Source organism: Vicinamibacterales bacterium (genome assembly GCA_036496585.1).
In the GTDB taxonomy this organism is placed as follows: Bacteria; Acidobacteriota; Vicinamibacteria; order Vicinamibacterales; family 2-12-FULL-66-21; genus JAICSD01.
In genome coordinates, this window is the sequence record DASXLB010000024.1 from 13,934 (window position 1) to 26,741 (window position 12,808).

7 protein-coding genes are annotated in these 12,808 nt (G+C 67.7%); 4 read left to right on the forward strand and 3 right to left on the reverse strand.

Annotated features, from left to right (window positions below; all coding sequences use genetic code 11):
- Nucleotides 1–12 precede the first annotated feature (12 nt).
- The 3 genes from VGI12_07895 (at nt 13) to VGI12_07905 (ending at nt 5,396) form a co-directional block, all read left to right on the forward strand.
- Nucleotides 13–2,502, forward strand: coding sequence for a VWA domain-containing protein (locus VGI12_07895; GenBank protein ID HEY2432581.1), 2,490 nt, complete (start codon nt 13–15; stop codon nt 2,500–2,502).
- Nucleotides 2,503–2,512: 10 nt separating this feature from the next.
- Nucleotides 2,513–3,238, forward strand: a complete 726-nt coding sequence (locus VGI12_07900) for a hypothetical protein (protein HEY2432582.1) — start codon at nt 2,513–2,515, stop codon at nt 3,236–3,238.
- A 67-nt stretch (nt 3,239–3,305) separates the two neighbouring features.
- Nucleotides 3,306–5,396: a VWA domain-containing protein gene (locus VGI12_07905; GenBank protein ID HEY2432583.1), complete on the forward strand. Its 2,091-nt coding sequence runs from the start codon at nt 3,306–3,308 to the stop codon at nt 5,394–5,396.
- Nucleotides 5,397–5,410: 14 nt separating this feature from the next.
- Here the strand turns inward: VGI12_07905 and VGI12_07910 are convergent, their stop codons facing one another.
- The 3 genes from VGI12_07910 to VGI12_07920 form a co-directional block, all read right to left on the reverse strand.
- Entirely contained in the window at nt 5,411–7,276 is a 1,866-nt protein-coding gene (locus tag VGI12_07910; protein HEY2432584.1) for a hypothetical protein, read from the reverse strand.
- A 116-nt stretch (nt 7,277–7,392) separates the two neighbouring features.
- Nucleotides 7,393–10,245 (reverse strand): TonB-dependent receptor, encoded by a 2,853-nt coding sequence (locus tag VGI12_07915; protein ID HEY2432585.1) that lies wholly within the window; start codon nt 10,243–10,245, stop codon nt 7,393–7,395.
- Nucleotides 10,246–10,360: 115 nt separating this feature from the next.
- The gene (locus tag VGI12_07920) at nt 10,361–10,636 is read right to left on the reverse strand and encodes a metal-sensitive transcriptional regulator (protein HEY2432586.1); all 276 of its coding nucleotides are present in this window, start codon (nt 10,634–10,636) and stop codon (nt 10,361–10,363) included.
- Nucleotides 10,637–10,653: 17 nt separating this feature from the next.
- On the opposite strand from VGI12_07920, the gene VGI12_07925 reads away from it, so the two are divergent.
- Nucleotides 10,654–12,792 carry a 3-hydroxyacyl-CoA dehydrogenase/enoyl-CoA hydratase family protein gene (locus VGI12_07925; protein HEY2432587.1) on the forward strand — a complete coding sequence of 713 codons (2,139 nt, stop codon included), beginning with the start codon at nt 10,654–10,656 and terminating at the stop codon, nt 12,790–12,792.
- The last annotated feature ends 16 nt before the right edge of the window (nt 12,793–12,808 follow it).

Consider the following 12,808-nt stretch of genomic DNA (forward strand, 5'->3'; position numbering starts at 1 on the left):
ATTCCCTGGATCATGCGGGCGGGCCTCGTCGTGGCGCTCGTGTCGGCGGCGTTGGCGGCGCAGCAGAGTCCGCCGCCGCCGGTCTTCCGGTCGGGTACCGAGCTGGTGCGTTTCGATTTGCGCGCCACCGATGCGTCCGGCCGGCCGCTGACGGATCTGCGTGCCGACGAGATCGAGATCGTCGAAGACGGCAGTCCGCGCCCCATCCTCCTGTTCCAGCACTTCGAGGAGCCGGCCGACACCTACGCCGATGCGCAGCTGCGCGCGGTCTCGGCCGAAGTCTCGAGCAACCGCGGCGCGCCGCGCGGCCATCTCTACCTGCTCGTCTTCGATCAGGCGCACATCACCACCGGCAACGAGCTGCCGGCGCGGCGCGCCGCCGAGCGGTTCGTCAGCGAGCGCGTGCGTCCCTCGGATCGCGTCGCGATCGTCGGCCTGCCAGGCCCGGGACCGCTGATCGGCTTCACCGCCGATCGAACGCGGGCCGTCGCCGAGCTCGCGAAAGTACGGGGCGGTCTCGAGCGCACCGTCATCACCGCCGGCGGCGAGCTGACCGTGCACGAAGCCTACGAGATCGCCGCCGGCAACGACCGGCTGATCACCGACGTGATCAGCCGGCAGGCGCTGCAGGCCGGCGCCGACGTCGGCGGCACGAGCGATGCTGGTTTGAGCGGCGCGGCCGGTCGCCAGCGCGACCGCGACGACGATCCGGCTTCGGTCCGACGGGCCGTCATCGAGAACGCGCGCACGCTGGTGGCGCAGGCCGACGCCGCCGGCCGCGACTTCATGCTGCGCCTCGGCGACGTGCTCGATCGCTACCGCAACATCGAAGGCCGCAAGACGGTGGTCCTCTTCTCTGAAGGCTTCGAGGCGACGAATCTGGCGCGCGAGGTCGAGCAGGTCGAAGCGGCGGCGGCCGGTGCCTACGCGGTGTTCTATTCGTTCGACATGAATCGCCGCGTCGGCGCCGACGTGAGCGCCGCGGCTCCAGAGACGCTTCCCTCGTCGGAGATCCAGGCGCGCCTGGAGCCGCTCGGCAGCCTCGCGGCCGCAACCGATGGCCAGCTGATCCCGGACGCCGTCGGCCACATCGATGCCGCGCTCGACCGGGTCGCCATGCAGGCGCGCGACTACTACGTCGTCGGCTTCACTCCGGCGGAGTCGGCGCGCGGAGCCCCCGGCACCTACCGGCACGTCGGCGTACGGATCCGACGGGCCGGGGCGCACGTCAGTGCCCGTTCGGGTTACGCGGTGCCTCACGACGGGAATGATGGATCACCGACCCGGCGCGACGGCATCGACGCGGCGCTGGCCGCCCCCTTCCCGCAGCAGGGACTGCGCGTCGACTACTCCACCTATCAGCTCCGCGGCGACAGCGCCGGACGCTCGCAGGTCATTCTCGCGCTCGAGGCGGACCTGCCGCTGCGCGATGGCGTGAAAGCGTCGGCCGACGTCGTCTTCGTGGTCCGCGACCTGCACGGCGGCCGGGTCGTCGCGAGCGGCTCTGACACGATGCCGCTGCCGGCGACTGCAACCACCGGCGCCGCCACCGGCGTCGGCCGCTATCGCGTCCACTTCGACGTTCCGCCAGGCACATACCTGATGCGCACCGTCGTCCGCGAACCTGGAGGACTGGTCGGCAGCGCGGATCGCCGGATCGAGGTGCGCGGTTTCAGCGGACCTGACGTGACCGCCAGCGATGTGTTTTTTGATTCGCCCGGCAACCCCGTGCCGGTTCGCGCGTCGGCCTACCGCCGCGACGGCATGTCCGGATTCGTCGAGACCTACGCGCGCAGCGCCGACCAGCTCCGCGACCTGCGCGTGACGGCGACGCTCGTGCCGGCCGACGGCGGCCAGCCGGCCGCGACGGTCGGCGGCGAGCTTGGCGAGCCAACCCCGGGAGGCACCGGCCTGATTCGGCGCGCGACGCTCGTCTCGCCGCTGACCGATGTGCCGGCCGGCGCCTACGTCGCCCACGTCACGGTCTCGGCCGGCGGCGAGACCGTCGCGGACCTGACGCGCGCCATCGACGTGCGCGAGGGGACGGCTCCGGCCACGGCAGCGCCTTCCGCGCCGGAGCTTCAGCCACGCGATGTGCTCGACAGCGACTACGTGAAGCCGGCGCGCGCGGCGCTGCGCGCAGCCTCCACGCCATTCGCCGCGCAAGCCAGCAAGGGTTTTGACTTCTTCGAGCGCGGCGACTACGCGGACGCCGCGGCCGACCTCGCGGGCGCGTTCGCCGTCGATCAGCACAACGCGCCGGTCGCCTTCGTACTCGGGTGGGCCTATGAGGCGGGCGGCGACCGCCGCCAGGCGATCGGCTCCTGGCGCGCTGCCGTCAGCATCGATCCTAAGTTTCTTCCGGCACACCTCGCCCTGGCGGATGCCTACCTCCGTCTCTCGGAGAACGGTCTCGCGGCGCAGGCCATCAACGCCGGTCTCGCGGCACTCCCAGATTCCCCCGAACTGCAGGCAAAGCTCGCGCAGCTTCAGAAACGGTGATCCGATGACCATGACGATGGCGGTGATAGCGGTGACGGTGGCGGTGCAGATTGGCGCACCCACGAAGGCGGCGACCCTCGAGGTCAAGGGGGAGCCCATCCGTCTGGCCTGGTCCGAGGATGGCAGCCAGCTGGCCGTCCAGACCGCCGAGCGCGACAAGGCCGGGATGATGACCGTCAATCCGCGCTTCTATCTCGTCGCGGTTGGAAACGGCAGCGTCACCAGCGCTCCGGCGTGGCCCGAATGGGCAGACAAGTACTGGGCGTGGAAGTCGAACAACGCTGCGCCCTGGTCCGCCGCCACGACCATCGACTTGAAGCAGGACCAGAAGACGATGTCCGCCACATCTGCACCGATGGGGGGTTCGCTGGCCAAGGGGGGAACGGCTTCGCCCACCGCCGGCACGGCCGCCGAAGATGTCGCCAGCCACGCCTACGGCTCGCAGACGGTCAACACCGTCACGCTCACGCTCCTCGGCGAGACGGTTGGCTACTTCGAGGGGATGCAGTTCATTCCCGGCTACACCTTCGGGTGGTCGCCGAAAGATCTGGCCTCGATCGCCTACGTCAATGGCGGCGGCCATCTCGCCGTGATGGACAAGGACAAGGGGCGTCAGCAGGTAGACGGCACGAAGAACGTGCTGCTGCCGGCGTGGTCGGCCGACGGCGCGAAGATCGCGTTCCTCGAAAAGGCCGGCAAGAAGTACGAGCTGTATCTCGCGCCGGTGACACGGTAGGCCGGCTCGCCGACCGATGTCCGATATCCGATATCCGATGGGCGATGGGCGATGGGCGATGAAACCGATGGGATACGGAAAGCTCGCCGCGGCCGCGCTGATCGCTGCCGCTAGCTGGCAACCGGTAGCCGGCCGCGGGCAGACGGCGGCCGGCCCTCAACAAGCGCCGCAGCCCTACCGATCTGGCACGCAGATCGTGCAGGTCGACGTGCGGGTGCTGAAAGGCGGCCGCTTCGTCACCGATCTCGCCGCGGCCGATTTCACGATTAAAGAGGAGGGCGTTCCGCAAACCATCCAATCCGTCACGCTCGTCGGGGAAGCACCTCCAGCACCAGCACCTTCAGCACCCTCAGCACCTTCAGCACCAGCACCGTTAGCACCGTTAGCACCCTTAGCCCCCTTGGCACCTTCACCTTCTCTCTGGGTTTTCCTCTTCGACACCGACCATCTCTCGCCCGCCGGCCTCACCCACTCCCGCGACGCCGTCATCAAATTCATCGCCGAGAAACTCCATCGCGGCGACATCGGCGGTGTCGTCGCCGAAGGGAAGCTGGCCAACAACCGCATGACCTCGGATCACGACGAGCTGAAGGCGGCCGCCGCGGCAGTCAAGCAGCCAGGCAGCCTGCGCAGCCGCCAGCTCGAGATGACGCGCGAATGGCCGCGGCTGCAGGACGAGCTGGAGATCATCCGCATCGCGGTCGATCGCGACAAGGAGACGCTGCAGCGTGCGTCGATCCGCGCCTGCAGCGACGATCCCGACGAGTGCAAGCGCGTTCCGCCAGATCTGGCGGTCGTCGAAAAGGCCGATCGCCTCTATGGCGACATCCGCCGCGCGGCGCTCAACACACTGGCCTCGGTCGAGGCCCTGTCGAACGGGCTCGCGCGGATGGAAGGGCCCAAGACCGTGGTGTTCCTGTCGGAGGGCTTCGTCGCCGAGCGGCTCGAGGCCTCGATGCGCGCGGCGGTGGGAGACGCGGCGCGCGCCGGCGCGCATTTCTACACGATCGACGCACGCGGCCTGAACACGGGAGCCTTGGCGACGCTCGTCGATCGGCCGTACGCCGAGAACAGCGCCGGTCCGGCGTCACACTTCGACACGCAGGCCGACGGCATCAACAGCCTCGCGGTCGACACCGGCGGATTCGCCATCCGCAACGAGAACAACCTGGCGCGCGCGCTCGACCAGATCCAGCAAGATGCCGGCGTCTACTACGTCGTCTCATATACGCCGTCGAACGCCGCCTTCGACGGTAAGTATCGCCGGATTGACGTGAACGTCGATCGCACCGGCGTCAAAGTACGAGCGCGACGGGGCTATCTGGCGCTGCCTCCGGCGGCGCTGCTGCGGCCGGTCGCGATCCGAAGCACGATTCCACCGCCGGATCTGCCAGTCTCGCCGGGACTGCTGGCGCTCCCGGACCCCGTCGACCTGACCGACAACGTGCCGCTCGTCGCCCGCGCGGCAACGCCAACGGCCGGCGGCGCGGTCCGCGCGCGCATCGACGGCGGCGCCATGGTGGCGGCGCTCGGCCGCAACGAGGCGGGCGGCGGCTCAGCGGCCGAGACGGGATGGGCCGCCTACCAGAGGGGCGACGTGGTGGCCGCCGCCGCGCACCTCGCGGTCGCGGCGAACGCGCCGGACGCCCGCCCGTGGGTCCGCTACGCGCTCGGCCTGGCGGAGTTCGCGCAGCAGCGCTACGCCGAAGCGGCAGCCGCGTGGGAGCGCGTCGTTCGCGACGCCCCCGATTTCGAGCCCACCTATTTCAGTCTCGCCGACGCCTACGGCCTGCAGAAGGACAACGGCGCCACGTTGAAGGTGCTGCGGGAAGCGCAGCGGCGCTGGCCGGAGGATCCGGAGGTCTACGACGCGATCGGCGTCATTCAGATCAAGCGCGGCGCGCTCGACGCGGCGGTCGACTCGTTCGACCAGGCGACCAAGGTCGCGGCCACCGACGCGCTTGGCTGGTTCAATCTCGGACGTGCGCTGCAGATGCGCTGGGTGAAGTCGCAGCGCTACGACCGCGAGAGCCAGCGGTGGATCGGGCCGGGAGACGACCGCAAGCGCGCGGTCGACGCCTATCAGAAGTGCCTCGACATCGGCGGCCCCTACGACGCGCAGGCGCGCCAGGCCCTGAGCGCGCTCGCCTGGCGGTAAAGGACCCGCCCCCGTCAGCGCAGCGCCGTGGTCGACGTCATCTTCCCTTCAGTGGCGGTGCCGAAGAACGACTGCCACTGCGTGCGGATGCGATCGAGCTTGGTGACCTGCGACTGATCCAGGCTGCGGCCGTTGCTGACGATGTAGATGAACGCCTGGCTGAGGGTCTTCGGCGCCGCGTCCGACCCTGGGACGCGCGGTCCGTTGATCGCGATCACGTCGTCGACCAGCACGTCGCGGCGGGTACCGGTGAAGCTGACGCCGATCTGCGGCGCGTCGGCCGGCATGTGCGTCGAGTTCGGGTTCTCGACGTAGAAGAACGACGGCACCTGGCTCGGCGGGATCGCGCCCATGATGTACTGGTCGAGACGGCTGTAGCGCTTGACGGCGTCGACGGTCTGGAACGAGCCGCCGCCCAGATCCTTGATGTCGTTGCCTTCCATCACCGACGCGTCGGAATCCATGAAGAAGCTCCAGTGCGCCTGGTCGCGCCCGAGCAGCGCCGTCGAATTGCTGCCGGTGCGGTCGCGGAAGTGGACGTAGGCGAGCCAGCGATGCCCGCATTCCTGGCCGAGCACGCTCAACGTGTTGTTCTCGCCGAGGAACTTCTGCGTCGGGTCGTCGGGATACTTGCCGAGCCAGTCCATCATCACCAGCGAGCGCAGCCGGCCGGCGCTGCCGACCGACTGGCTCAGATCGAAGGTGTCCTGTCCAATCCCCGTCACTTCGTTGGCGATGTTGATCTCGTAGGCAAAGGCGTCCTGGATGAGCGGCTGGTCCGACCACAGCAGGATCTGGTCGTAATTGTCCGGGTGCGACTGGTAGAACTTCTGCGCGACCGCGAATGTGTCGATCGAGACCGCCGACGCGAAACGCTCCGCGATCGCCCCGGCGCCGGCTCCGGCGAACGTCGAGAAATCGACCAGCTGCACGTCGCCGGTGTGGCCGGGCGAGATGCCGACGACCGCGTCGGGCAGGTTGATCGACGAGTCGAACTTGAACTCGACGCTGCCGTCGGGCAGCAGCGTCGCCTGCACGGTCGTGCTGCGTGTCGAGTCGAAGCCGCGCACGCCGCACCAGGTGACGGTGTACTGATCCGCGGCGGCATTGACGAAGATCTTGCCGCCGCTCGTCGGATCGAGATCGGCGAAGAACGGCGACAGGCGAGGCGGACCCGACAGCATGCGGGCGACACTGCGATCGGTGCTGGAGCTGTCGGCCTCGCCGAGTGTGATGTTGCCGTCGGAGTTGATGAAGGCGGCCGTCTGAGCGGTGCCGTAGAACGGAAAAGCGAAGGGAATCGCCACCGCCGCGCTGTCGTCGTCGCCGAGCGTGACGCGGTTGCCGAGCGTGCTCCGGAACGAGCCGTCGACCCTGCTCACGCTGTAGCTGCCGCCGCTGCGCGCAAAGCGAAGGCCGACGCTGCGAAGATCGTAGGTGTTCTGCGGCAGGATCAGATCGCCGGAATCCTGCAGGACGGCGATCTCGCCGACGTCCTGCGCGACCGGCGCCTGGCCGGCGGCGTCGGGGCGATCCTGCGAGGCGATTTCGACGCTCCGGCGGATCTGCAGCGTCTTGCGATATTCCTCGGCCTTGCGATTGAGGGCGAAGGCTTCGGCCAGGCGGCCGCGGGGGTCGCCGTCGATGACCGTCTTCTTGTCGGTCGCGGGGCGGCCGCCGCTCTGCGCCACCGCGCCGACCGCCGCGATCTGCGCGTTTTCGTCGGTGAGCGCGGTCGAGCAGGGGTTGACCGGCGTGGTGCCGCCACCGCCGCTGCCCGATCCGCCGCCGCTGCTGCTATTGCTATTGCTGCTGCCGCCGCACGCGGCGACAAACATGGCGAGGACCGATGCGATCGCGAGCGCGCGCAAACGAACCATAGGAATCCTGTGGCGAACGGTGGGCGCTGGCACGCCGGACAAAAAAGAGCCGGGGCCGCGTCAGCAGCCCCGGCTTTCAGTGTAGCCGAGTTGGGGCGTTCCGCCCGAGGACGGGATTAGAACGTGAACCGCGCGCCGACGCGGAAGATCCGCGGGTCCATGATCTCGAGCACCTGATTGAACCCGGTCGCGCCCGTCAGCCGCAGGTCGTACTGCTGGCCGAGGACCGTGCCCGAGTTCGTCACGTTGAACCCATCGAGGTCAAGCATCAGCTTGGCGCTCCGACCGAACGAGATCGCCTTCTCGAGACGCAGGTCGAGCGAGCTGACCGCGGGCAGCCGGAAGTCGGTGACGTCGCCGACGACAAGCACCTTCTTCAGCCCGAGCGGATCTCCGGCGTTCACGTTGCTGCGGAAGTACGGCATGGCGTAGCCCTGCCGCATCACCCAGTTGGCGCCGAAGTTGATCCCCCAGCCCGCCTGATACATGCCGTTGGCCACGAACTGATACGACGGCAGCACCAGATAGATGTTGCTCTTGCCGCTGCCGCCCGATGCGGTAATCACACGACCGCCGTCGACGTTGGGATGCGCGAGGGTCGGCGTGGGATCGGTAATCGACGTGTTCGGATCGTCGAAGTACTCGCGATGGTCGTTGGTCGAGAAGCCGAAGCGGCCCATCCAGTGGTTCGCCAGGCGCTTGGTGGCGCTCAGCTCGAAACCCACATAGCGCTGGTGGTAGCCGTTCCGCTCCTCGTAGACGGTGCCGGCGCCTGGCGGGACCTTGGCCGGATTCAGCGCGTAGTACGGCACGCTGAACTGGCCGATTGGATCGACGTTACCGGTCAGCGTGCCGGTCTGTGTGTAGTCGGCGCGGGTCACGCCGATGAGCGGCGACCAGTCGAAGTGATCGTAATAACGATAGGTGAACGTCGCGCTCACGCCGAAGTTCGGCATCAGCTCGTGGTCGAGGCCCAACAGCACTTCCTGCGTGCGCGGGGTGGAGTAGCTGCCGATCTTGTTGTTCGTCTCCAGCTTGCTCGGGTTGTTGGGGTCGAACCCATAGTAGCCGACCGGTCCGAGGCCATACTGGATCTCGTTCGGATCCGCGATGTGATTCCCGTTCAGATCGGTGGCGTAGTAGTAAATGCCGGTGTACTGAATCGTCGAGATCGCTCCCGCCGCGCCATTGCCCAGCTGCGAGGCGAACATCGAATAGCTCGCGCGCAGGATGGACTTACGGTTCTCATCGAGCGCGTAGGTCATGCCAACCTTGGGCACGACCGAACTCCAGACGATGGCGTCCTTGACAGCAGTCGCGGTGACCGACGGCAGCAGAGTGGGAAGCACAGTGCTCCCCGGCACGGTGGCGGCTTCGAGCGAGCTGGCCTGGCGATCCCAGCGCAGGCCGCCGACGACCGTCATGCGATTCATCGTCCAGGTGTCCGAGACGTAGGCATTGGAGTACGAGCCGCTGGCGAAGTTCGCCCAATCGCGACGGACATAGGCGAGCATGTCCGGGTAGCCGTTGGCATACGTGAGGATGCCGTTGCCCGGATAGGTGTCGGTCGACTGCACCTCGGCCTTCTTCCAGCCGAAGCCGTACTTCAGCTCGTGATGCCCCTTGAAGAAGCTGCCGTCGGCGAGCATCGTGTTTTGCGGGCGGTTGGACTTGTAGAGATCGGTGGTGCCGTGCTGAACGCCGGCATCGTCGGTGTACTGCTGCTTGTCGAGGCCGCCTTCAGGGGCCAGCTGAAATCCGCTCGAAATGTGAGCGCCCTTCACCGACAGGAATGCATTGCTGCCGAGGACGAAGTTCATTTCGCCCTTATACATGTTGGTCGGGCCCGACTGGTCGTAGGTCGTTTCCGGCGGGTGGGTTGCGCTGGCGCCTCGACCGAACTTGTCCTTGTCGCCGCGGAAGTAGGTGAAGTTGGCGCGCACGGCCTTCGACAGCTGACCAATCACCTTCAGCCCGTCGTCCTGCAGCTCGGTGCGATCGTGATAGCCGGTCAGCGTAATCAAATCGATGTGCGTCTTGGCCATCGATCCCCACGCCCACAGCTTGTCCTTGAGGATCGGGCCGCCCAGCTCGAAGCCGTAGTCCTTGTACTGGTCGATCCGATTGCCCTTGCCGTCGGTGCCGCCGATGCTGGCGGCGAGGTCGGGGGGCATGTTGTTCGACTCGAGGCTCTCGTTCTCGAAGTAGATGCGGGTCGAACCGTGCGGCGTGTTGCTGCCGCTCTTCATCACCATGTTCATCTGCACGCCTGGCGTGGCGTTGGACACGTCGGCGCCGCCGGTCGTGACCTGCATTTCCTGGAACATGTCGAAGTCGTAGTAGGTCGTGCTGGATCCGGTCGCCGCCATGTCGGTGAACGCGATGCCGTCGATGTTCCAGGTGTTGTCGGCGCCGCTCGCCCCCTTGGCCTGGTAGCCCGGCTGCTGGCCGGACTCGCCGCCGCCGACGTTGACGCGATCGAGCACGATGCCGGGCACCGTCTGCATGACGACCCACGGATCGCGTGACGACGGAATGTTCTGCAGCTCCTCGATGCTGACGTTCGTCGAGGTCGTCATCTTCTTGACGTCGACGATCGGTGATTCGCCGGTGACCTGCACCTGCGTCGAGACGCCCGCGATCGAAAGAGAGAATCTCAGGGGCACACTCGCGCCTGTGGCCACCACCAGACTCTTGTTCAAGTAGTCGCTGAAGCCGGCGAGTTTCGCGTTGACGGTATAAGTTCCGGGGGCGAGATTGAGAAAGTGCGCTTCACCGAGTGCATCGGTGACAGCCGAGTGGGTTTCGGGGCCGCTGATGTCGACGGTGACCCCTGGGAGAATAGCGCCGGTGCTGTCAGTGACGGTGGTATCGATCCGGCCCGACGATACTTGCGCGGTCGATGGCGCTGCAGAGACGCCCCAGAAAAGGACGCACAACGCCATCAGTCTTGCGAGTCGAGAACTCATCATCCATCCTCCGAGATAGAAGAAGACCCGAGGTTTCGCAAACGGACGGTGTTCGAAGTCGAACGCCCAACTATGGTCCCCGTCCTGGGGAAAAGCAAGGGCTAACGCGGAAGAGTTAGCGGCCGAATCGGTCGAAGATGTCGACCAGCTCGGCCAGGCGTGCGCTACGATCCGGCTCTCCCTTTTCGACGCCCGCCGGCACGCAGGTTTCGACGTGGTTCCGGAAGACGGCCAGAGAGATGCGGTTCAGCGCCGCCTCGGCGGCGGAGAGCTGCTGGAGGATTTCGATGCAGAGACGAGGCTCCTGGACCATCCGGCGGATGCCGCGCACCTGACCTTCGATACGGTTCAGACGCGTGACGATTGCCTGTTGTTGGGCCTCGTCGAGCATGGGCTTACCCTAGCATAATGAGAGTCCGCAACGCGGCCGTGCTGGGCGCCGGCGTCATGGGTGCGCAGATTGCCGCGCATCTCGCCAACGCCGGCCTCGGGGTCCGCCTGCTCGACGTCTCCCCCGAGGCCGCGCGGGAGGGGCTGGCGCGCGCCCGCCGCCTCAAACCGGATCCCCTCTTCGCGACCAGCACCGCGGCGCTCATCGAGACCGCCGGGTTCGACGACGGCCTGCCGGCGATCGAGGGGGCCGACTGGATCATCGAGGCAATCGTCGAGCAGCTCGAACCGAAGCGCGCGCTGCTGGCGCGGGTCGACGCGGTCCGGCGCGCCGGCGCGATCGTCAGCTCCAACACGTCGGGGATCCCGATCGCCTCGATCGCCGAGGGGCGGAGCGACGATTTCCGTCGGCACTGGCTGGGCAGCCACTTCTTCAATCCGCCGCGCTACCTGCACCTGGTAGAGCTGATCCCGACGCCGGACACCGACCCTGCGCTCGTGCGCGATCTCGCCGCGTTCTGCGACCTCCGTCTGGGCAAAGGGGTGGTCGTCGCCAAGGACGTCCCGGGCTTCATCGCCAACCGCATCGGCATGTTCGGCCTGATGCGGGTGCTCGAGGCGATCGCGTCGGGCGGCTACACCATCGAGGAAGCGGACGCGATGACCGGCCAGGCGATCGGCCGGCCGAAGAGCGCGACCTTCCGCACGCTCGACATCGCCGGGCTCGACGTGATGGCGCACGTCGCGCGGACGCTCGGCATGTCACTGCCGCCGTTCGTCGAGGCGATGCTCGAGAAAGGGCTGCTCGGCGCGAAGGCGGGCGCCGGCTTCTACCGCAAGTCGGGCGACGACATCCTGACGCTCGACCTGCGGACGCTCGACTATCGCGCCGCGCAGGCCGTGCAGCTGCCGTCGCTCGACGCCGCGAAGGGGATTGACGACGTGGGCGAACGCGTCCGCACCCTCTACCGGGGCGCGGATCGAGCCGGCGCGTTCCTGCGCGCGACGCTCGGCCCGACGCTCGAGTTCGTCGAGCAGATCGCCGGCGAAATCGCCCATTCGCGCGACGACGTCGACAAGGCAATGAAGTGGGGATTCGGGTGGGAACTCGGCCCGTTCGAGACGCTCGCTGCGCTGGCCGGCGACACCACACTCCCGACGTCCGGCTCGCACGCAGCTCATGCCGCGGCGTCAGCCGTCATTCGCCGCAACGCGGCGGCGTCCGTCATCGATCTCGGCGATGGAGTCGCGCAGATCGAGTTCCATTCGAAGATGAACGTCATCGGCGGCGACGCGATCGAGATGATCCGCGCCGGCCTGCAAGAGGCGTCGAGGAATTTCGAGGCAATCGTCGTGGGGAACGGCGGCGCCCACTTCTCGGCCGGCGCCAACCTGATGCTCCTGCTGCTCGAGGCGCAGGCCGGCAACTGGGATGACGTCGACGGCATGGTTCGCGCGTTTCAGGGGGCGACCATGGCGCTGAAGCATGCGGACGTGCCGGTGGTGGTCGCGCCGGCGGGACTGACGCTCGGCGGCGGCTGCGAAATCGCGCTGCATGCGACCGGCATCCAGGCGGCGGCGGAGAGCTACGTCGGGCTGGTGGAGACCGGCGTCGGGCTGATTCCGGCCGGCGGCGGCACCAAGGAGATGCTGGCGCGCGCGATGGAGCACGTCCGGGGCCCCGCCGACGTTCTGCCGCACGTGCAGCGGGTGTTCGAAACAATCGGTCTGGCGACCGTCTCGACCAGCGCCGCCCATGCCCGCGAGCTCGGCTTCCTGCAGCATGGTGACGCGATCACCATGAACCGCGACCGCCTGCTAGAGGACGCCAGCGCCCGGGCGCGGCTGCTCGCCCGTGGTTTCGCGCCGGCCCGCCCGCGACCGGCGATCCGCGTCGGCGGCGCAGGAGTATTCGCGGCGCTCGAGCTCGGCGTCCACCTCGCGTGGCGCGCCGCCCGCATCAGCGATCACGATGCGCTCGTCGGCCGCAAGCTGGCGTGGGTGCTGGCCGGCGGCGACCTCGGTCATCCCGCGACCCTGACCGAACAGCAACTCCTCGACCTCGAGCGCGAGGCGTTTCTCAGCCTGTGCGGCGAGCGCAAGACCCTCGATCGCATCGCACATACGCTCAAGACCGGCAAACCGCTGCGGAATTAGATCGCTGGCGCCGGTC

Coding starts and splice junctions, on each gene's coding strand:
- VGI12_07910 (HEY2432584.1), bottom strand. CDS start 7,276: ATGGTTCGTTTGCGCGCGCTCGCGATCGCATCGGTCCTCGCCATGTTT.
- VGI12_07895 (HEY2432581.1), top strand. CDS start 13: ATGCGGGCGGGCCTCGTCGTGGCGCTCGTGTCGGCGGCGTTGGCGGCG.
- VGI12_07900 (HEY2432582.1), top strand. CDS start 2,513: ATGACGATGGCGGTGATAGCGGTGACGGTGGCGGTGCAGATTGGCGCA.
- VGI12_07905 (HEY2432583.1), top strand. CDS start 3,306: ATGGGATACGGAAAGCTCGCCGCGGCCGCGCTGATCGCTGCCGCTAGC.
- VGI12_07925 (HEY2432587.1), top strand. CDS start 10,654: ATGAGAGTCCGCAACGCGGCCGTGCTGGGCGCCGGCGTCATGGGTGCG.
- VGI12_07915 (HEY2432585.1), bottom strand. CDS start 10,245: ATGAGTTCTCGACTCGCAAGACTGATGGCGTTGTGCGTCCTTTTCTGG.
- VGI12_07920 (HEY2432586.1), bottom strand. CDS start 10,636: ATGCTCGACGAGGCCCAACAACAGGCAATCGTCACGCGTCTGAACCGT.